General features: G+C 56.9%; 15 protein-coding genes and 1 tRNA gene. 1 reads left to right on the top strand and 15 read right to left on the bottom strand.

Annotated features, from left to right (window positions below; translation table 11 throughout):
- Positions 1-16: 16 nt before the first annotated feature.
- The 13 genes from QPL94_RS15175 to QPL94_RS15115 form a co-directional block, all read right to left on the bottom strand.
- Positions 17-2,614: a TRAP transporter permease gene (locus QPL94_RS15175; RefSeq protein ID WP_285358494.1), complete on the bottom strand. Its 2,598-nt coding sequence runs from the start codon at positions 2,612-2,614 to the stop codon at positions 17-19.
- 86 nt (positions 2,615-2,700) lie between these two features.
- Complete coding sequence (locus QPL94_RS15170; protein WP_285358493.1) at positions 2,701-3,684, bottom strand: TAXI family TRAP transporter solute-binding subunit; 984 nt, start codon at positions 3,682-3,684, stop codon at positions 2,701-2,703.
- Between the two features lie 186 nt (positions 3,685-3,870).
- Positions 3,871-6,255: an efflux RND transporter permease subunit gene (locus tag QPL94_RS15165; protein WP_285358492.1), complete on the bottom strand. Its 2,385-nt coding sequence runs from the start codon at positions 6,253-6,255 to the stop codon at positions 3,871-3,873.
- 46 nt (positions 6,256-6,301) lie between these two features.
- A complete protein-coding gene (locus tag QPL94_RS15160; protein WP_285358491.1) occupies positions 6,302-7,450 on the bottom strand; it encodes a YCF48-related protein in 1,149 nt (382 codons plus the stop codon).
- A 154-nt stretch (positions 7,451-7,604) separates the two neighbouring features.
- Positions 7,605-8,993, bottom strand: a complete 1,389-nt coding sequence (locus QPL94_RS15155; RefSeq protein WP_285358490.1) for a DUF1329 domain-containing protein — start codon at positions 8,991-8,993, stop codon at positions 7,605-7,607.
- Positions 8,994-9,178: 185 nt separating this feature from the next.
- Entirely contained in the window at positions 9,179-11,827 is a 2,649-nt protein-coding gene (gene pepN, locus QPL94_RS15150; RefSeq protein WP_285358489.1) for an aminopeptidase N, read from the bottom strand.
- 30 nt (positions 11,828-11,857) lie between these two features.
- Positions 11,858-12,700, bottom strand: coding sequence for a DUF2797 domain-containing protein (locus tag QPL94_RS15145; RefSeq protein WP_285358488.1), 843 nt, complete (start codon positions 12,698-12,700; stop codon positions 11,858-11,860).
- A complete protein-coding gene (locus QPL94_RS15140; RefSeq protein WP_285358487.1) occupies positions 12,697-12,996 on the bottom strand; it encodes a YeaC family protein in 300 nt (99 codons plus the stop codon). Before QPL94_RS15140 ends, QPL94_RS15145 begins: the two co-directional genes overlap by 4 nt.
- Before the next feature lie 150 nt (positions 12,997-13,146).
- Positions 13,147-14,022 (bottom strand): rhomboid family intramembrane serine protease, encoded by an 876-nt coding sequence (locus tag QPL94_RS15135; protein ID WP_285358486.1) that lies wholly within the window; start codon positions 14,020-14,022, stop codon positions 13,147-13,149.
- Between the two features lie 3 nt (positions 14,023-14,025).
- Complete coding sequence (locus QPL94_RS15130; RefSeq protein WP_285358485.1) at positions 14,026-15,039, bottom strand: metallophosphoesterase; 1,014 nt, start codon at positions 15,037-15,039, stop codon at positions 14,026-14,028.
- 4 nt (positions 15,040-15,043) lie between these two features.
- The gene (locus QPL94_RS15125) at positions 15,044-15,928 is read right to left on the bottom strand and encodes an NAD(+) kinase (protein ID WP_137437754.1); all 885 of its coding nucleotides are present in this window, start codon (positions 15,926-15,928) and stop codon (positions 15,044-15,046) included.
- A 131-nt stretch (positions 15,929-16,059) separates the two neighbouring features.
- Positions 16,060-17,310 (bottom strand): DNA repair protein, encoded by a 1,251-nt coding sequence (locus QPL94_RS15120; RefSeq protein ID WP_285358484.1) that lies wholly within the window; start codon positions 17,308-17,310, stop codon positions 16,060-16,062.
- A gap of 220 nt (positions 17,311-17,530) precedes the next feature.
- Complete coding sequence (locus QPL94_RS15115) at positions 17,531-19,597, bottom strand: NADPH-dependent 2,4-dienoyl-CoA reductase (protein ID WP_285358483.1); 2,067 nt, start codon at positions 19,595-19,597, stop codon at positions 17,531-17,533.
- A gap of 132 nt (positions 19,598-19,729) precedes the next feature.
- Between QPL94_RS15115 and QPL94_RS15110 the strand changes: the two genes are divergently transcribed.
- On the top strand, positions 19,730-20,788 hold the full coding sequence (locus QPL94_RS15110) for an AraC family transcriptional regulator (RefSeq protein WP_285358482.1): 1,059 nt from the start codon (positions 19,730-19,732) through the stop codon (positions 20,786-20,788).
- 205 nt (positions 20,789-20,993) lie between these two features.
- On the opposite strand, the gene QPL94_RS15105 is transcribed toward QPL94_RS15110, so the two are convergent.
- Positions 20,994-21,070, bottom strand: a tRNA-Asp gene (locus tag QPL94_RS15105).
- 125 nt (positions 21,071-21,195) lie between these two features.
- Positions 21,196-22,227: an AraC family transcriptional regulator gene (locus QPL94_RS15100; RefSeq protein WP_285358481.1), complete on the bottom strand. Its 1,032-nt coding sequence runs from the start codon at positions 22,225-22,227 to the stop codon at positions 21,196-21,198.
- Between the last annotated feature and the right edge of the window lie 47 nt (positions 22,228-22,274).

The raw sequence follows: 22,274 nt of genomic DNA, 5'->3' as shown, positions 1-22,274 counted from the left end.
TTTTCACATGTGATGATCAGCCGTAGGCACTGGCCTCTTCCGGCGTTCGCCGCCTTAACTGGCCAAAGGCAACAAGCCCCAGGAGGATGAGTGCGGGAATGAACATCAGCTCTTTTGGTGGGCGGTCAAGTTCAACCTGCACTGAGTCAATAGTCCAGCCGAAGCTGATACCGGCATCCTCAGCCGCACTGCCATAGCCGACAAAGTCCACCACCATGGCATCGTCCTGACGGGACAGTTCCAGGCCGGCGCTCGCGAGCCTTGCTTCCGGGGACTCTCCGGCCGGTAACTCGAGGCTCAGGTAGGTCGACACCTCATCACCACTCAGGGACATGCCAGACGCCTGAAGGACGATAGACCCGCCCGCAGGCACATTCTCGACATGCTCCGTCACTTCAGTTGCCGGTCGATCCTCCGTTGGCGGGTAGACCATATCCCACCAGTAGCCCGGGCGGAACAGGGTGAAGGTGATCAGCAACAACAGTGCGGACTCCCATTTATAGCTCTTGGTGAACCAGTACCCCTGGGTGGCCGCCGAGAAAACCAGCATGGCAGTTACGGCACTGGCTATGGTGACCAGCAGATCAAACCATCCCGTCAGCCCGATCAGCAATAACTGGGTATTGAAGATGAACATGAACGGAAGAATGGCCGTCCGGATATCATAGGTGAAACCCTGGATACCCGTTCGTATCGGGTCGGCACCCGAGATGGCAGCCGCCGCGTAGGCGGCCAGCCCCACGGGCGGCGTATCATCCGCCAGTATGCCAAAGTAGAACACAAACAGGTGCACCGCAATGAGTGGTACCAACAGGCCATTCTGAGCACCCAGGGTGACGATCACCGGCGCCATCAATGTCGAAACAACAATATAGTTGGCCGTGGTGGGCAGCCCCATGCCCAGGACCAGGCTGATAATGGCGGTAAAGATCAGCATCAGTAGCAGGTTACCGCCCGAAATGAACTCCACGAACTGAGTCATCACCAGACCAATACCGGTCAGTGTCACGGTGCCTACCACTATGCCGGCGGTCGCCGTTGCCACACCGATACCAACCATGTTCCGCGCGCCCGTCACCAACGAATGCAACAAGTCGACGAAGCCGGTTTTTGTTTCAGTCAGGAAATTGCCCTTCTTGTGAAAAAAGGCTTTCAGCGGCTGCTGGGTGATAACAATAAAAATCATGAATACTGTGGCCCAGAAGGCGGACAACTGGGGAGAAAAACGCTCAACCGTCAGACACCAGACCAGCACCACCACCGGCAGAAGGAAATAGAGGCCAGTCTTCACCGTCGGCGCGACGTCCGGAAGCGTATCCATTGCAGAGTCAGGATCGTCCTGTTCCAGTTCCGGGAAGCGGGTCGAGTACCAGACCAGCCCTATGTAGACAAAAAGCAGCAAAGGCCCGAGAACCCATATAGCTGACTCACCAAGCACAACCTTGAGCCAGCCAATACCGTAATAAACGACAAAGGTAAGAGCACTCAGGCCGAGCAGAATCACAACCCAGTTCAACAGACGCTGAGCCAGAGTCGGCCGATTCGGGCGCTCAATACCCTTCATCTTCAGCTTACAGGCTTCCAGGTGAACGATATAAATCAACGCCACATAGGAAATCAACGCCGGCAATATTGCATGCTTGATAACTTCCAGGTAGGAAATCCCCACATACTCAACCATCAGAAACGCCGCAGCGCCCATAATGGGAGGGGTCAGCTGGCCGTTGGTCGAGGCAGCCACTTCAACAGCACCTGCCTTGGTAGCCGGGAAGCCAACCCGTTTCATCAACGGGATGGTAAACGTACCGGTGGTGACCACGTTGGCAATGGACGAGCCGGAAATGACACCACTCAAGCCACTGGATACAACGGCGGCCTTGGCCGGCCCGCCACGCATGTGGCCCAGCATGGCGTAGGCAACCTTGATGAAGTAGTTGCCCGCCCCTGCCCGCTCCAGCAGTGCACCAAAGAGGACGAACAGGAAGACGAAGCTGGTTGAAACACCCAGGGCAACACCGAAAACACCTTCCGTACCCAGCCACATATGGGACGACAGCTTACTGAAGCTTGCGCCCTTGTGGGAGATAACGTCCGGCATATAGGGGCCAGCCAGTGCATAGACAAGAAACACGCCTGCGACAATGGTCAGCGGCAAACCCAACGCCCGACGGGTAGCTTCCAGCAGCAACACCATACCGCCGAGGGCAACAATCAGGTCCTGGGTTATCGGTGACCCCGGACGGGTAGACAGCTCGTCGTAGAAAAAATACAGATAGGAAGCTGCAAAAGCAGCGGCCAGTGCAAGAATCCAGTCATAGAACGGAACGTGATCAACATTCCTGCCCCGAATCATCGGGTAAGCGGCAAACGCCAGGAAGGTAGCGAATGCAAGATGAATAGATCTCGATTCCGTTGAATTAAAAACGCCGAACTCGACGATATAAGGCAACGGTGATGCTATCCATAGCTGAAAAAGTGACCAGAACAGGGGGACAACAAAAAGTATCCTGGCAGCCATACCAGTTGCGGCTCTTCCACCGGTTTCGGTCTGAAGAACTTCTGCAACCTTCTTGCTGTCCATATTATCCCCGGCTCTCGGTTCGCTATTGGCCATAGCTGGGTCCTGTAAAATATAGCGGGTCGGAGATCAAAACACCGCAGGCTGGAATGCCTGCGGTGTTGTTTTTACCGGTTACAGGATCAGTCGATCAGGCCGGCTTCTTTGTAGTACTTCTCGGCGCCCGGATGCAGAGGCGCACTCAGGGCGTCAGATGCCATTTCTTCCTTTTTCAGGACGCCGAACGCAGGATGCAGGCGCTTGAAGCTGTCAAAGTTTTCGAATACTGCACTGACCACTTCATACACCACTTTCTCCGAAACGTCTGTTGAGGACACGAATGTGGCAGCAACACCAAAGGTGGTGGTGTCATCGTCGCTCCCCCGATACATGCCGCCAGGGATAATGGCCTTCCGATAATACGGGTTCTCGTCGATTAGTTTTCTGGTCGCCTCGTTGTCCACAGTGACAATAACGCTGTCGCAGGAAGTTGTTGCTTCCTTGATGGCACCAGAAGGGTGACCAACGGTATAGAAGAAGGCGTCGATGTTGCCGTCACACAGGGCCTGGGATTGCTCAGCTGCCTTCAACTCGGCCGCCAGGGAGAACTTGTCCATGGTCCAGCCCATTTCATCCATCAGAACCTCGGCAGTGGCACGCTGACCAGAACCCGGGTTACCAACGGATACCCGCTTACCCTCGAGATCTTCAAAGGTCTTGATGCCGGAGCCCTTGCTGGCTACAACGGTAAACGGTTCAGGGTGAAGCGAAAATACGGCACGGAGCTTCTCATTCTTGCCGTCCTTTTCAAACTCACTGGTGCCGTTGTAGGCATGGTATTGCCAGTCAGACTGAGCAACCGCCAGATCCAGCTCGCCCTGGCGAATCGCGTTCAGGTTATAGACCGAGCCACCGGTGCTTTCTACCGAACAACGGATACCGTGTTCTTTACGGTCCATATTGACCAGCCGGCAAATCGCACCACCCGCCGGATAGTAAACCCCGGTTACACCACCTGTACCGATGGTGACGAATTGTTGCTCCTGGGCGCTTACCGCTGTAGAGGTCGCTCCGAAGCTGACTGCAGCTGCAACCGCGAGTGCGGAAAATTTCTGTTTCAGTGCCATGACTTTTCCCTTTTGTGTTCGTTATTGCTTTTTTTGGCCTGCGCATTCACACAGACTCTTTCCACGTTCGCCTTAAAACATAGACCAATTCTGGTCATAAATAAAGCCAGCATTAGCACGCTAACCACTTGAGCGAAAAACAAAAAAGCCCGCAATGCGGGCTTTTCTGATCAGGCGTTTGCGAATTTATTTGTTCGCGCGGGCCTTGGCAACCATACGGTCCGGGCGCAGCAGGAAGCGTGCCAGAGCCGGAAGCAGCCAGATGGAACCGACCATGTTCCAGATGAACATGAAGAACAACAACAGCCCCATATCCGCCTGGAACTTGATGGGAGAGAAGATCCAGGTCACCACACCAATACCGAGGGTGACGCCGGTAAAGATGACCGCCTTGCCGGTGGATCTGAGGGTCTCGAAATAGGCCTCCTGGAGCGTCTTGCCCTCAAGCAGGAATTTTTCGAGCTTGCTGTAGATATAGATACCGTAGTCGACACCGATACCCACACCCAGTGCGATAACCGGCAACGTCGCCACTTTGATGCCGATACCGGACACCGCCATGATGGCCTCAGCCAGAATGGACGTGAGCCCCAGGGGGATCAGGATACACAATACCGCCCGGATTGACCGGAAGGTCAGCAGGCACAGCGACGCTACTACACCATAGACGAAGATCAGCATCATGTTCTTGGCGCTGGAGATGACGTCGTTGGTAGCAGCCTCCACACCCGCGTTGCCGGCCCCCAGCAGGAAGGTATGCTCATCGCTATTATTATTGCTGGCAAACTCCTCCACGCGCTCCGTCACCGTCTTCAGCGTTTCTGCCTTGTGATCCTCAAGGAACACAAGCACTGGTGTCAGGTCACAGTTGGTGTTGATCAGACCCGCCGGGGCCTCACGAATGGAAGCATTGATGATGGTCTGGTTGCGGGAAATTTCATACCACTTCCAGTTGCCTTCGTTCAGTGCCTTCGTGACCAGCTTGGACACATTCGCCAGCGAGGCGGAGGACTGAACGCCCGGGGTGTTCTGCAGCTCCCACTGCAGCGTGTCCATGGCACGGAGCGTGTTGTACTGGGTACACTGCTCTTCTTCGGTCTTTACCATCACCACCAGGACATCGGCACTTGTCGAGTAGTTGTCGATGATGAAGGCATTGTCCTTGTTGTAACGCGAGTCTGCCCTCAGCTCCGGCGCGCCCTGATCCAGGTCACCAACCTTCAGGTCCTGCTTGTAATACAGGCCAAGCCCAAGACCAATCACCGCAATCAGCAGCGAAATCGGAGCTACACCCGGGTGCGCAAAGTAAGACATGATGCGCCACTTGCGGTCCTGCTTCTCGCCGTGGTTCTGCACATGACGAACGCCACCTTTGGAAATACCCAGGTAGGACATGATCAGTACATGCAGTACCAGGTTGGTCAGGATAACGAACGCCACACCAATGCCGGCTGCAACCGCGAGATCCCGGATAACATCAATCTCGATAAAGAACAGGGTCAGGAAGCCGAAGGCGTCGGAAATCAGAGCCAGCATGCCCGGAATGTAGAGAGCCCGGAAGGCCAGGCGGGCAGCGGTGACGGAATCAAACCCTTTCGCTGCTTCCACTGCCATGGCGTTGACGATCTGAACGCCGTGACTGATACCAATGGCAAACACCAGGAACGGAACCAGTACCGAGTACGGATCCAGCCCATATCCCAGCAGGCGCAAGGTTCCCAATTGCAGGAACACAGCAATGATGGAGGTAAATACCGGCACCAGTGTTCCGGTAATACAGCGGGAATAACCGTAGAGCAGCAGCGTGGTCAGAATGATGGTAATGCCGGCAAACCATGCAATGGAGCCGATACCTTCAATCAGGTCGCCGACTTTTTTGGCGAAACCGACAATGTGGATATCAATGTTCGGGTTCTGGGCTTCGTACTTGTCCCTTATCTTTTCTTCCAGCTGTCGCGAGAACTCGCCGTAGTCCAGTGGCTCGCCGGTTTCCGGGTTATTCTCGTAAAGCGGTGCGTACACGATGGTGGAACGGAAGTTGTCCGAAATCAGACGGCCCACTTCGTTTGACCTGAGTACGTTCTGGCGCAGCTGCTCCAGGCTGGCACGGGAACCATCGTAGTTATCCGGAATAACCGTACCACCCTGGAATCCCTGCTCAGTGACTTCCACCCAGCGAACGTTTGAGGTCCAGAGTGATTTCAGCCCTGAACGGTCAACCCCGTTGAGGTAGAACACCTCATCGGTGATCTGCTTCAGGGTCTCCATGTATTCCTGGGTGAAGATATCGCCTTCTTCCACTTCCACGGCGATACGCACAAAGTTGCCCAGGTTCTCCAGGTCGTTCCGATGCTCCAGCATGTTGACGATGTATGGATGCTCAAGCGGAATCATCCGCTCGAAACTGGCATCCGGCTGGATTTTGACGGCGTTGTAGCCGAGAAACAGCGTCAGGAAGAAAAATGCAATCAGGATAATTGCCCGATTGTTGAAGATCAGCCGCTCCAGAAACGGTTCTGCCTTCGGTGTAGTCAGATAATGCTCGCCCTTGTCATGCTTCGGGTTCGACATTCAAAAGCCCCTCTCGTTTTCGATCTGTTGGTGCCGCATCAGGGCGTTATTGAAGGTTCTTGCCGCGGGCGTCGGTATGCTTCACGCCACCCTCGCCCACGATCAGAAGATTGGTTCCGGAGAGCGGGACAACGTCCATTACGCCTTCCCGATCATCCCTGGAATAGGGCCGGAAGGATTCGCCACCGTTGGTGCTCATCAGTACCGTGCCGCCATTACCAACCAGAGTGATCCTGCCATCATCCGCAACCGCACCATCATTGAGTGTCGCACCGGCCTCATTCGGAACCACTTTCCAGTTCTTGCCCAGATCGGTGGAGAGGAACATGTTACCGCGCAGACCAAACGCCAGAACCTCATTCACCTGGCCGGTGCCAATGGCCCCAAACAGTGAACCTTCATAGGGACTTTCACGTTTTTCCCAGCTTTCGCCGCCATCAACGGAGACAAAAATCTGGCCCGCCTCACCCACAATCACCAGTGCACCGCCGGTGATCCGGGTAATACCGTTAAGGTGGAATCCGGTGGGGTTGTCGATCCTGGGCGCCCAGTCACTCCAGGTTTCGCCACCGTCTGTGGTGCGCAGAAACATGCCGTAGGCACCCACCACGAAACCGTGGTCTTCGTTTTCAAACCAGACATCGAGAAACGGGTTTACCGGACCGATTTCAAGATCGGATTCCAGGTTTTCCATCGAGAAGAACAGATCATCCAGAGCCCATTCCAGGTCGGCTTTCTCCTCTTCCGGGGCCTCCTCGATCTGCTGCTCCAGCTCTTCGATCTGCTCCTGGCGGCTTTCGATGGCCAGCTCCGCGGCACGGACACCGGTTAGCTGTAGCTCCCAGCTTTCACCTGCGTTGTCAGAATGGAGAACCACACCGCTGTGCCCCACTGCCCAGCCGTGGGTATCTGTACCAAAGTCAACGCCGGTCAGGGTCGCGCGGACCGGAACCTCAGCCTGCACCCAGGTCTCACCCTGATCATCAGAAAAAATGATATGACCACGCTCACCAGCCGCCACGATACGTTCGCCCGCGCGATCGGCATCATTGAGCAGACTCTCTGGTGCAAGCGTAGTGGGCCGGGAAGGGGTTTCGATGATATCTGCAAGCGCAAACACCGAGGGTGCGGACATTGCCATGGATAGTCCAAGACAGGCCGCTCCCAGAGTCTTGCACATCAACCTTGTAGCCATTCAGATTGCCTATATGTTGTGTTGAACTGTGTCACTCTGATTCCACCGGTAATACCGGCCGATACTATGAATATACCGGTGGCCTTGCGGCCACCGGTATATTCGTCGCCATCCGTCTCTGGCGAAAGTCTTTTCCTGCCAACAAGCGCGGTCGTTAACGCACACTCCTGCGACGCAGGGACGCCGGGGAGAAATAACGGCGGTTGGGTACATCGTTGGTAAACTTACGGGTGGAGGGTTCTTCCGTATCAAGACCCAGTACGTGGTAGCGACGTGCCTGCAGGTCATGATACACATCCAGAACGGTCCAGACGCCCGGCAATTCATAATAGTTCTTTGCCATGCCCATGGTCACGCGCCACAGCTCACCGCGACCATCATACTGGTCCAGCAGAACGGTGTTCCAGCTGTCCGCATCCACGTAAAAACGGCGCTTGCCGTAGATGTGGCGCTCACCGTCTTTCAGGGTTGCTTCCACCACGTGCACACGGTGCAACTCCCAACGGGTCAGGTCCGGGTTCAGGTGGGAAATACCCAGAATTTCTGAATAGGGAGTACCCTTCTCGCCAAGACGGTAGTTGTTGTAGGGAATGTAGATTTCACGCATTCCCTCGTAGTTCCAGTTATACCGGTCCAGCGCACCGTTAAAGATATCGGTATCGTCGGCGGTCCTGAGGTTATCGGCTGCCGCGATCGGAGAATCATAGCCCAGGTTGGGCGCACGACGAACACGACGCTGGCCGGCATTATAACCCCATCCGTTACGCGGATTGATAATCTGGTTCAGGGTTTCGTGAATCAGGATGGCGCCGCCAGCAAGACGGGGCGGAGACTGGGTGAACGACAGATAATAGAAAATGACGTTATCCAGCTCGTCTTCACTGCCTTCCGGGTTGTAGTAATTGAAGAAGGCTTCCTGCTGCGAGGTGACCAGAGAATAATCCCCGTCGGTCTGCACCGCAACTTCACTGGAACGACGGGTTATGGAAACCCCGCGCCAGCGGGTCAGATGGTTCCAGATAACCTGCCAGGCCTTTTCTTCATTGTTACCGTGCAGAATCGGGAACGGATATCCGGCAAAGGCGCCGTCAATGCCCTCGCCTTCACCGACAACCTCTGCCTCAACCGCGTTCTCTCTGGTGTTTTCAGCAACCCAGTCCGGTACCGCATGGGTACGCCGGCTCTTGTAGATTGGGATACGGAACGTGGTGGGATAGGTATCGAGCATGGCGCGAAGGCCGTCCGTCAGGTACTCGTCGTACTGATCCATGTTTGACGCATTGATGGTAAACAGCACTTCGTCATCAGGGAACGGGTTGATGTGGTGCTGTCCACTGCCTTCGTAGCCGGCAGGTGCTTCAGTCAGCCCGCCGGTCCACGGGGGGATGGTTCCAGCCTCATTACCGGCCTTTACAGAGCCGAACGGTGTCAGGTCCTGCCCGAGGCGAGCGGCTTCACTTGGGGAAACACCAGCACTGAGTGGCATGGCGAAGACAGAAAACGCAAACAAACTGCCCAGAATTACATTGTTTTTGTACTTCATTGTTTACCCTTAAACCTGTCTGAAAGCCTTGTATAAGGCTTTTCTTATTGTGTTGTCATGGAATATCGGCTCCTGACAGGTTAGCCGATTGGCCGATATTGTCTATCGACCGAAAGTGCGATTTTGTATCCGCCCGCGGCAGGTTTTGTAAATGCCCGGGCGAATACTGCTCCAACCGCATTCCTTTACTGGCCGGCGAGGCTCTTGTGAACCACCTCATAGACATCCCGTGACAGGCCGGACTTGTCCCTGATGGACTCCAGCGCTGTCTTCATCTGCTCACCGTGCACCGGTGCAAATTTGCGCCAGCGAGTCAGGGGAGACACCAGCCTGGCGGCAATTTGCGGATTGCTGTCGTCCAACCGGCGCACCTGCTCTTCCAGGAACCGATAGCCTGAGCCATCCTCGGCGTGGAATGCCGGCAGGTTCTGGCCTGCAAAAACGCCAACCACCGAGCGGATCTTGTTGGGATTTTTCCAGTCGAAGGCGGGGTGAGCTAACAGCTCGCGAATCGCGGGCAACCCGCCGGTGCGGCTGCTGCCAGCCTGAACGGCAAACCACTGCTCCACCACCTGTGGGTCGTCTTTCCACTGTTCATAGAAAGCCTTCAGGGTGCGTTCACGCTCCTGGTCATAACCGGAATTCACCAGTGCCCGCAACGCACCCATGCGGTCGGTCATGTTGTCTGCGCTTGCAAACTGGCTTACTGCCAGGGCCCGACCTTCCTCATCGTCTGTGTGAAGCAGCCAGGCAAGCGCGGTATTCCGCAGGCTCCTGCGGGCAACGGCCTCTGGCGTTACTTCGTAGCGGCCCTCAACGGTGTTGCGCTGGTAACAGGCAAGCAGATCATCCCGCAGAGCGGTCGCAAGGTGCCCAAGCACCGTTTCGCGGGCCTGGTGGATGGCAGGCACGTTGGGTTTGTCTGCCAGTTCGATCAGATAGGCTTCGGAGGGCAGCTGCAGCATTTTCGCAACCAGTGCCTGATCCAGGGAAGTATCGGTCAACAGGCCGCGATAGGCGTCCGTCAATCCGGAATCAACGGCTTCGCTACCGGCACTTCCCACAAGTCCGTTGATCACATCAACGGCCAGCCGCTGGCCTGCATCCCAGCGATTGAACCCGTCCGGGTCGTGGCTCATGAGAAATACCAACTGATCGCGTGTCCAGGGATAGTAAACCCTGACCGGGGCCGAGAAGTTTCTCAGCAGTGACGGGACCGGGCGCTCCGGCACATCATGGAATTCAAAAGTGTGACTGGCTTCTGTCAGCTCAAGCACCCGATCTGTTGGTGCATCGGTGTCACTGGCGTTCAGTTTCAGTGGCAGGGACTCACCGCCCTTTCCAAGAAGCCCGACAGCAAACGGAATATGCTGCGGCTTTTTGTTGCCCTGGCCCGGTGTGTCCGGAATGGTCTGAGCAATTGTCAGGCGATAGATCCCGGCCGCCTGATCATATTCGTCCTGCACTGTCAGCGCAGGTGTACCTGCCTGCTCGTACCAGAGGCGGAACTGTGACAGGTCACGGCCACTGGCATCTTCCATGGCCCGCACGAAGTCGTCGGTGGTCACGGCCTGGCCGTCGTGGCGCTCAAAGTAGAGATCACTGCCCTTGCGGAACAGGTCGGGGCCAAGCAGCGTATGGATCATGCCAACCACTTCACAACCCTTCTCATAGATGGTCAGGGTGTAGAAGTTGGTGATCTCCATATAGGACTCGGGGCGCACCGGATGGGCCATGGGGCCTGAGTCCTCAGCGAACTGGGCCGTGCGCAGCATGGTAGCATCTTCGATGCGCTTGACCGTGGGCGAACCCATATCGGCCGAGAACTGGGAATCCCGAAACACGGTGAACCCTTCTTTCAGGCTCAGCTGGAACCAGTCGCGACAGGTAACCCGGTTACCGGACCAGTTGTGGAAATACTCATGGGCAACGATGGACTCGATACGCTGGAAGGCCAGGTCGGTTGCAGTTTCCTGGCTGGCAAGCACACAGGATGAGTTGAAAATATTCAGCCCCTTGTTCTCCATAGCGCCCATATTGAAATCGTCCACCGCCACGATCATGAAGATATCGAGATCGTATTCGCGGCCATACACCTCTTCATCCCAACGCATGGAGCGCTTCAGCGAATCCATGGCGTGATCGCACTTCTCGGCATTGCGCGGCTCCACGTACATGCGCAGGTCGATATCGCGACCGGACATGGTGTGAAAGCTGTCCCGTTTTTCCACCAGGTCACCGGCCACCAGGGCAAACAGGTAGCTGGGTTTCGGAAACGGATCTTCCCAGGTCACAAAGTGCCTGCCGTTTTCCAGATCGCCTTTATCCACATCGTTGCCGTTGGACAACAGAATGGGAAAGCTGGCCTTGTCCGCTTCAATACGGGTGCGGAAGCGGGCCATCACATCCGGGCGATCCGGGAAGTAGGTAATGCAGCGGAAGCCTTCGGCCTCGCACTGGGTACAGAACATGCCGGAAGATTGGTAGAGCCCTTCCAGGCGGGTATTGTTCTGTGGTTCGAGCCAGGTGACCACACCAAGTTCGAAACGGTCGGGCACGTCGTGGATCACCAGTCTGTCGACACGATCGTCGTAGGCATCTTCTGCCAACACACGACCGTCGAGGCTCAGCGACTCCAGGGTGGTCAGGGTGTCGCCGTTCAGTTCCAGGCTTTTGTCCGCGCTGTCGCTGTCGGGGTTGCGGCGCATGGACAGGACACTGTGTACCCGTGCCCCTTCCTCAAACAGTTCAAAACGAAGGTCCACGTGGTCCACCAGAAAAACGGGAACGCGGTAATCCTTCAGGTAAATGGTCTGTGGCTGGCTGGTACGCATTCGCTATCTCCAGAATATGTTGGGTCTGTTTCAGTGATTCGGATAGACCCGGAAGCGGACTTCGTAACCGGTATACTTACGGATGTTGATCACGCCGGTGTCGAGGATGAGGTACTGGCCCTTGATCCCCTGCAGCACGCCTTCCGCTGTCGGTGATTTGTCCAGATTATGGGTTTTCACCTTCTGGGGCCACACCTGAACGGGATAACTCAAGCCAAGGCTGTCTTCCTCGACTGCCCGGATGGCGCTGTCGCCATAGGTGGCCCTCAGCGCGTCCAGATCCTCGGCTATCAGCCCCAGTATGCGGCGGCGCTCTTCCACAAGATTCAGCTCTGGCACCTGGCCCTTCAGCATCGCCTGCCAGTTTGTGCGATCTGCAACGTGTTTCTTGCAGGCTACCTCAACAAATCCCGCCAGCTGACGGGTGGCGACCCTTACCATGGGAATGGCATCGACCGCCCCCTGATCAATCCAGCGTGTGGGCACTTGCGAACCGCGGGTAATTCCGACTTTCAGGCCGGACGAGTTGGCCAGGTAAACCACATGCTCGATCATGCAGTGGGTTTCGCCCCACTCCGGCTCGCGGCAGGTGCCTTCATGATAGTGGCACTTTTCCGGACTCATGATGCAACTGTCGCAGGCAGCCAGTTTACGAAAGCACGGATAACAATAACCCTGGCTGAAGCTCTTGTTGGTTTTACGGTCGCAGTGGATACAGCGTATGACGCCGTCAAAATCCAGCTGTAACGGATAGCCTACCATCTCGTTCAGAGGAACCAGTGTATCCCCCACCCGGATGCTATAACGCACGGGGTTGCCCGGCTCTGCCGGCATTTTACGGAGGCGGCCGGTGACATCAACCAGTGCCGTCAAGACTTCACCTCGAAGAACTGATCCGCGTCTGCTGCGCCATTGGCAGAGTTTCCTGCCGTGCGTGCCACGCTGGGATCACAAGCAGTCCCGGCCTTTTTGCCGCGATCAAGATATCCGACCCGCTCTTCCCTGGGGACCTGGTGGTGATCTTCGTAATAAATGACCGCCTCCATGCAGATCGAGCGCTGTTCGTCGCTCAGTTTGCGGCCGTCTGGCCATTTGCCCAATTCCAGGGCGCGCTTGAGGTTCTGGTAGACCGCCGGATCCAGCCGCTTGATCAGCTCTTCGTATGTCATTTCACTCTCCAGTCACTATTCAGTTGCTTTACAGCAAAAAAATGTGAGCAAACCCGTTGACAATAATAAACGATAATGATTATCATTACCTCACCAAATGACCGAGGTCGTGTTCATTTGGTCTCTCTCATCAGGAGCTGAATGCTCTTTTTATGCCCCGCGATTTCGCGGGGCTTTTTTTGGTGCCGGCAAAATCACCGCCAGCGCCAGGCCAGCCACAAAACCACCCAGATGAGCCTCGTTCGCCATGCGCCCCAACCCAAGAATTTCAGGAAAGGGCGTAAACCCTATAACCATCCAGACGACGGCAAATGTCACCAGCGCAGGAGGGAACTGGAACCTTGGCACACGCCGCTGACTGAGCCAGCAATAACCGAGAATGCCGTAGACCACGCCTGACAGCCCTCCGAACAACGGGCCGGAGACAATGTACTGCAACCCGTTGGACAGTAGACTGGTGACCAAAAACAGCACCAGTAACCGGACACGACCATCAAACCACTCAATCTGACTGCCCAGGAACCACAACATCACGGAGTTGAAGATGATGTGGGACCAGCTGAAATGCAGGAAATCCGGGGTAATGAGGCGCCAGACCTGACCACTCGCCAATGTCGACGACAGCGCCTGGGTGCGCTCAGCCAGAGAGCCGAAGTCGTAAAACCGGGGGTCCACAAACATCAGCAGGGTGGAGAGCTGATTCTGCCCCATGGCGGTCACCCAGGCTACCAGCAGCGCCAGCAGAATCATGCCCAGTACAATCGGTGCATGGCGGGGCGATGGCTGCCAGCGCCCTCCCACAAACACCGGCGACCGGGCGGTGGTGTTCACGGCCTGCTGGATGTCCGGCTCGTTCAGGAAGCGCTCAAGGGCCTGCAGAACCGGCTCTGTATGCTCCGGGTTCTCCAGCCACAACACCTGGTAGCCGCCCTCCTCCGTAATCCGGTGCCTCACCCCCTGTTCTTTCAGCCAATTACTGAACCCGGCCAGGTCTACTGTCGTGTCAATCTGTTTGATCCGGTACACAGGCTACCTCGCCACGCTGTCTTCACTGGTGGGATATTCCGGCTGTTCCGGGCGCTCCACATCCACCCACACAAACTTGTCACGGGAGAGTGTACGTTCGCCATCCAGCCGATAGGCCACCAGTTTGCCGTACTTGACGGCACTGAAGTCGATACAGGCAACGTTGTGCTTGAGCGGCGCCGGCTCGCCCTCCATCCAGTAATGACCTACGAAGACCGGAGGGGCTGAGCTCGGATAGCTGATCAACTGACTGCGCTCGGCATCCGTCAGCTCACGACAGGCGACCTCTTCCGGCAAAGGGTCCGGTTGGAACACCACATCGGCGTAGGTTTTCGGGTTGTCCGCCCAGAACTTGGTGCGGAAAAACTCCCTGGTATAGCCATCCTTGCCGGTGATTTTCACCCCCGGCGGCAACCGCAGGTCGGTGCCGCGCAGGAGAGTGTCCATCACCTGGCCGGCGAAGGATTCAATCGCAGCGGAGGCGTGGAGAAAGTCATCATCGATACAGGCCCCACCCTGACTTTCCTTGAATTTGCTGATCAGCTCGCTGTCCCAGCAGGCATGCACCGCGCGGAAGTCCGGCTCGTCGATAAACAGCGGGATGGTATAGAACCATTCGAGAAACTCGTTCCACTCGTGGGGGTGGTGCTCGAACTGCTCGAGGGTTTCACGGATCAGCCGGTCGTGACGGGCGTTATGCTCACGAAGAAACTTCCTGCCGCTGCCTGGCCGGGCACGGGTACAGTAACCGAGGGCATTGTACTCATGATTCCCCATCACAATACGGGCAGAGCCATGTTCTACCATGTCCCGCACCAGGTGCAGGGACTCACGAATGCGGGGCCCCCGGTCAATTATATCGCCGATGAAAATGGCCTGCCGCCGCGGATGCTCGTATACACCGTTCACCTTGCGATAACCCATCTGCTTCAGCAGCCGCTCCAGGGTATGCGCGCATCCGTGAATATCGCCGATAATGTCGTAGCCGCGGCTAGCGGATCTTGCCTGTCCTACCATGTTTTTAACTCGCTGAAATCTCACTGGCCCAGCCCAGCTTGTCCCGGCACGTGGCGTAAAAATTGTGGTCCGCGGGATGAATAAGGCGGATCTTGAAGGGCTTTTTGGTGATACGGATGATATCGCCCGGTGCGCAGGCAATGTTCATCTGCCCGTCGAAACTGATCTGCGGATAGGTTTCGTTGGTCTCACCAATCACCAGTTTGATCTCGCTCTTGCCGTCTACCACGATAGGCCGACTGCTCAGGGTGTGCGGAAACATGGGTACCAGCACAACTGCATCCAGCTTGGGGTGCATGATAGGCCCGCCCGCCGACAACGAATACGCCGTTGAGCCGGTAGGAGTGGACACAATAAGCCCGTCCGAACGCTGGCTGTATACGAAATGTCCGTCAATATACAGGTCGAACCCGATCATCCGGGTGGATTTGCCGGGATGGAGCACCACGTCATTCAGCGCGGTTCCAAAGCCGAGGGGCTGGCCATTACGCTCTACATGCCCGTCCAGAAGAAAACGTGTCTCTTCGATGTACTCGCCCTGGAGTACCTTGCCCAGCCGCTCCTCCAGATCGGACGGCGAGATGTCGGTCAGAAAGCCTAGGCGGCCACGGTTCACCCCCAACAGTGGAATCTTCGATTTTGCCAGTTCCCGGGCTGCACCGAGCAGGCTACCGTCGCCGCCAACCACAATCACCAGATCACAGATTTCCCCAAGGAGCTTTTTGCTTGCCACCTGCAGGCCATGGCCCGGCAACATACTGGCCGTGTCTTCTTCGATGATCACGTGGTAGTGATTATTCGTCAGGTACTGTTTGAGCTGACGCAGCGACTCGACCACCTTGACACTGCCCATGCGGCCAATCACGCCAATGTTTCTGAATTGATCCATGTAGCTTCCTGTGGATATCTGTATGGGCCGGGATTGATCTCGCTGGTCTCCCGGAAACGTCTGGGAGACCATAGTAACGAAATACGGCCAGATTCTGAAAAAAGATCCCGTTCAGGGCAGGTAATGCGGCGTTAATTCTCAGCCTGCGGCTGGTGCTTTTCACAGCGGTCATCGATTCCCGCCCGGAAGTCGGCGGGCTGGCTGACCCTCATTACCGGTTCGTCACAGGGGGTTCCGTCATCATCCTGATGGTGACAGACGGGTTTTTCGTAATGCTCCAGCCACTGCTTGTAGGCAGGTTCGTTCAGACCACAACGTTCCGCGGCATAGGCCACCGGGTTGCGGAAATAGGTTTCGATATCATTATACGGCAGAGTGATATGCCCAACCCCGGGGTGGTAGGCCACCAGAAACACCGACTGGCTCTGCAAGTGCTCCATGACCGAATTTTCGGCGGGTGTCTGGTGACGCAGATCGTGGTTTTCCTGCTCGAGCGCCACAATTTTCTCGTCCCGGATTTCCAGTTCCCGCTGACGACGCTCCAATTGCTCCCGTAATAACACAACCTCTGCATCGGATGTGGCATCCTCACGCTGCTTGCGCTCATCACCGCCAGCAATCTGCTCCTGCATCGACAAATACTGTTCATTGCGCTCGGCCAGACGCTTTTTCAGCTGCTCATTGCTGAGTTTCTGGCGTTCGAACTTCTGCTGAAGCTCAGCCATTTCATTACGTAATGCCTGCATCTCATGGCGATTTTCGCGCTGAATGTCAGACAGGGCATCCCGGTGAACACTTTGCAGGGTCTTGATGCGAAGCCGTTGCTCACGGATAACCTGCGCCAGGCGTGCGCGGTCATTAAGCGCCTCCGTGTCTTCCGCGGAGCGGGCGTCCTCACCCAGCACGGGAATGTCTTCCTCGGCCGCTGGCTCCACTTTCCGCAGTTTCAGGCTATTGGCTTCCAGGGCGCGGCGAATGGCCTGAAAATGGTTACTTCCCGGCGTCATATCCGGATCCCAGAGCTCCTCCGCATTAGCGGATTTGGGGCACTGACTGCGGCATACCAGGCGAATCGGGCCGGCACCCATATCAGGCCCCTTGGCCCCCTTTTTCGCCAGCTTCTCTACCGGCAGGTTCCAGTGGCTGTCAGCCCGGCCCTCCTCATCGAAATAGATGCGGAAAAACACCAGGGAGCGCACCAGAAGGTCCTTGCCCAGGAGCACGTACACCGCCTTGACGTCGGTATCCGCCAGGTCTGACAGCCCTACATAGCCATCCAGAAAGGCACCGAACTCCGACGCACGCATCTGCCGTGACACATTGCTGCCATCCATGAAAATTACCGCCGAATAACCATCATTTGCCTGGTCGGCAGACCCCATTGCAGACTCCCCGCTCTCCGAAAACCTGACAGCAACACGGTGAACACCACCAGGGCGTTCCGTTTTACCGTCAGATACCAAAAACCGGCCACGCACGGTCAGTACGGGCCGGTTTCAAACTGACAGACTTCCGGATAATAGTCTAGCGGTTCAATACCCGCTGGACAGGGGGAAACTGCAACGTTTTGTGATCATGGGGCATGAACCACGGTTCTGGCTGTCAGAGCTCCGCTGCCAGACGACTCCCCTGATCAATAGCGCGCTTGGCGTCCAGTTCAGCGGCCACATCGGCGCCACCGATCAGATGAACCTGCACCCCTGCCGCTTCCAGACCACCCTGCAACTCACGCAGCGGCTCCTGACCGGCACAGATCACAATGGTATCTACCGGTAACACCCGGTCTTCGCCCTGCTCTGCCCCTTTCGGGGTCACGGTGATATGCAGTCCCATGTCGTCAATCTTGCGGTAACTGACACCCGGCACCATCTGGACCTGGCGATTTTTCAGGGAGGTACGGTGAATCCAGCCGGTGGTCTTGCCCAGGTTCTTGCCAACCTTGGAGGTTTTGCGTTGCAGCAGATACACCTCACGCGCCGGCTCCGGCACCTCGGGCTCCATGCCCTGGATACCACCGCGATGCTCAACGCTCAGATCCACACCCCATTCCCGCATGAAGTGCTCCGGATCCAGCGCCGCGGACGACCCCTTGTGAACGATAAACTCAGAGACATCGAAGCCGATCCCGCCGGCGCCAATCACCGCCACCTTCTGACCTACCGGCTTCCGCCCCAACAGGGCATCCAGGTAACCGATCACCTTGGGGTGATCCACCCCCTCAATGTCAGGCGTGCGAGGACTGACACCGCTGGCCAGGACCACGTGATCAAATCCGCCAGCCTTCAGGCCCTCCACATCAACACGGGTATTCAGGCGAACATCCACTCCGTGCTTGTCCAGCATTACCCGGTAATAACGCAGGGTTTCATAGAACTCTTCCTTGCCCGGAATCAGCTTGGCCACATTGAACTGCCCGCCCACTTCGCTGCCGGCATCAAACAGTGTGACCTTGTGGCCGCGCTCTGCCGCTACGGTGGCAAACGCCAGCCCGGCAGGGCCGGCACCCACGACGGCGATGGTTTTGGGCGCTGCCGTTTTAACGTAGGTAAGCTCGGTTTCATGGCAGGCACGAGGGTTAACCAGGCACGAGGTCAGCTTGCCGCTGAAGGTGTGGTCCAGGCAGGCCTGGTTACAGCCGATGCAGGTATTGATCTCGTCGGCACGGTCTTGTGCTGCTTTGAGCACCAGATCCGCATCCGCCAGGAACGGCCTGGCCATGGAGACCATGTCGGCGTCGCCTTCCGCGAGGATTTTCTCGGCCACCTCCGGCATGTTGATGCGGTTGGTGGTCACCAGGGGAATACTGACTTCATCTTTCAGGCGAGCCGTGACCTTGGTGAAGGCGCCCCGGGGAACCGACGTCGCGATGGTCGGCACCCGGGCTTCGTGCCAGCCAATGCCGGTGTTGATGATGGTAGCACCGGCCTTTTCAATTTCCTTGGCCAGCTGCACCACTTCTTCCCAGGTGCTGCCGTCCTCGATGAGATCCAGCATCGACAGGCGATAGATCAGGATAAAATCGCTGCCGACACGCTCGCGAACCCGACGAACTATCTCGATAGGCAGACGAATACGGTTTTCGTAACTGCCGCCCCACCGGTCGGTGCGGTGGTTGGTGTGAGCCACAATAAACTGGTTGATGAAGTAGCCTTCGGAGCCCATGATCTCCACACCGTCGTACCCGGCTTCCCTGGCCAGCGCGGCACAATTCACGTAGTCCTCGATTTGTTTCTCGATACCCGCCTCGTCCAGTGCCTTCGGCTTCAACGGGTTGATTGGCGCCTGTATAGCGGAGGGGGCCACCAGTTCCGGATGATAGGCATAGCGGCCGGCATGAAGAATCTGCATACAGATTTTGCCCTCGGCCTCATGCACCGCATGGGTGATCACCTTATGTCTTTCCGTTTCTTCCGGGGTGCTCATCTTGGCCGCATGCTGGAATACGGCGCCCTCCAGGTTTGGAGAAATACCACCGGTCACAATCAGGCCGGCGCCACCACGGGCGCGTTCGGCATAAAAGGCTGCAAGCCGCTCAAAGCCGTTCTTTGCTTCTTCCAGGCCGGTATGCATGGAGCCCATCAGGGTACGGTTGCGAAGGCGGGTAAACCCGAGGTCCAGTGGCTCCAGCAGGTTGGGGTAGCGCGTAACGCCTGGTGTGGATGCTGTCATGGTCTCTCTCCTGTTATCGGAACGGCGGTGCCGAATCATGGGCTCTAAAGTAGCCCCCGCACTTGAAGCAGACAATATCCCTGAAGCACAATCTGATATCCTGAGATAACTTGTAAGACAATGCTGAACACCATGCCCACCATCACCAGACACAAGAACCCCCTCGGTGACATCAGCGTGCTGTATGTTGCTGTCATGGCAGGAGCCATCCGTGCGGAAGGCGCAGACCCCACAGACCTGTTCGGTCGTTTCGGGCTGGATGAACAGGCCCTGAGGGAACCGGAGGCCCGCATCAGCATCCCCCGCTTTATGCGAATGGGCCAGGCCGCCATTGCCCTCACCGGCAACCCGGCGCTGGGCCTGACCATGGGGCAACTGTCACGACCGGTCGACGCCGGCATTGCCGGGCTGGCCGCCCAATGTGCGCCGACAGCCGGAGAGGCCATCAACATCCTGATTCACTACGCCCTGCTGACCAGCCGCAATAGCCGGGGGGCGCCATGGACGGCCAATGGTGGTCGGGAAGCGCACTTCTACTCGATCAAGCCCTACAACGTCTTCAACTTTTTCGTGGTGGACTCCGTGCTGGCAGCCTGGACGCAGTTTCTGAGAATCATTACCGGCCAGGACAAGGTCGTAGAACGGGTGACCATTGAGTACCCTTCCCAGGGCCAGGACGACGTGTTCGAGCGGTGGTTCGGATGCCCGGTAAGGTTCGGCGCGGAGGGCAACGGCCTGAGACTGGCCCCGGGCATCAGGGAAGCGGCCTCGCTGCAGGCGCAAGCGGCCATGTTTGAGAAACTGGCGGGGCAATGCCACCGGGACCTTTCGCGGATCCGTGCCGGCTGGAGTACCGGGGACCGTGTCAAGGACCTGCTACCGCCCCTGCTGCAGGGAGATACCCCTACCCTGCCAGCGGTTGCGGAAAAGCTGGGCATGGCACCCTGGACGCTGCAGAGACAACTCGCGGATGAACAGACAGGTTTCCGGGAACTGGTGGACGAAACCCGCCGGGAACTGGCGCTGGAGTACATCCGGGAAACACGGGCATCGCTATCGGAGATAGCCTGGCTATTGGGGTTTTCCAATCCGGCGGCTTTTCACAAGGCCTGGCGTCGCTGGTTCGAAACCAGCCCGGGGGAACACAGAAAACAATACCTGGCGGAGCAGGCCGCCAAAGGAATCCGCTAGGCGCCAGAGCCATGACTACATTTCGGTGGCGTCATCCAGGGAATCATCGTCATCATAATCTTCAAACTGACGCTCCATGAGTTCTTCTTCGTAATCGGACATCGTTCATCTCCTTTGAATCAACAAGGAAGACGATAACATGCAACTGTTACGTGAAGATGAACCAGGAATGACAATGGATAAATGCAGTGCAGGGAGGGGAAAATGGCGGAGCGGACGGGACTCGAACCCGCGACCCCCGGCGTGACAGGCCGGTATTCTAACCAGCTGAACTACCGCTCCGCGTGAGCCGCCACCTCGGGCGCAATCAAGGGTGTGATTGCTCGGTGACAACGAGGGCGCATTATAAAGAGGCGGCCCCGCATGTCAACGTTTTTCATGAAAAAAATCGGGTTACGTCGGTGCCATTACATGGCATCAACCATGACATCCTTTCCCTGTGCGGTTTTGCGGTATTCAATGGGGGTCATTCCCGACCAGCGCTTGAACGCCCGGTAAAAGGTACTGGGTTCCGAGAAGCCGGTGAGATACACGATCTCATCAATGGACTCATCGGTGGTTGCCAACAGCTGCCGCGCCAGGCGATAACGGAAATCCGCCAACACCTGGTTGAAACTGGTTTCTGCTTCGGTCAGGCGGGTACGCAAGGTTCGCGGCTTGATACCCAGGCGTTCGGCCACCGCATCCAGGGTGACTTCCCCACTGTCCAGCAGCTCTGCCACAATCCGCTCCACCTGGCCAACAATGTCCTTTTTCTCAAGGCGAGCGACCTGTTCGCTGGCAAACCGCTCATGGAGATCCAGCAGTTCCGGTTCCGCATGGGGTGACGCGTGGGACAACAGGGACGCCGGGAAATACAGCCGGTTCTCCTCCGCGCCAAACACGACATCGCACCCCAGTACCTCGCTCGCGTGGGCTTTGCCGTGGTCACGCTCATGTTCGAATTCGATCCGGGAAGGATAGAACTGGTCGTCAGTGATGGATTTGAAAAAGGTAATCAGACCCTGAACAAAACACTCGTTGAAATGCCGCAGGCGGCTGACTTCATCTGAGGCCGCATCCAGCACCATGCAGGCCTCATCCCCCTCAATAAAGAAATCGGTATTGGCCGCATCGCTCAATAGCCGCTGGTAGTTCTGCGCCCGCCGCAGGCCCTCACCAAACGTGGGGCTGCTGAGAAACAGATACTCCAGCACCTGCCCCTTGTAAGCGGGCAGAAGCGGGCCAAGGTGAAGGCCGGCGTCCGGATCGCCAGAGACATCCTCAACCACCTGCCAGAAATAAAGCTGGGCGCTGTGGGGCGTTCTCAGTTGTTCGGTGTAGACATAGGCTTCATCCACACCCAGTCGGGCAAATATGGCATCGGTATCAATCCCTTTGCGTTTCATGGCCTGATAAATCAGACGCAACATCACACCCGCATCGCGAAGTTCCTGCATAGTGTCCCGCTTTATAGTTGTTTATTGATTGGCTTGGCCGGCCGGAC

Source organism: Marinobacter sp. SS13-12, from assembly GCF_030227115.1.
Taxonomy (GTDB): Bacteria; Pseudomonadota; Gammaproteobacteria; order Pseudomonadales; family Oleiphilaceae; genus Marinobacter.
This window is presented reverse-complemented; position numbering and strand designations above follow the sequence as displayed.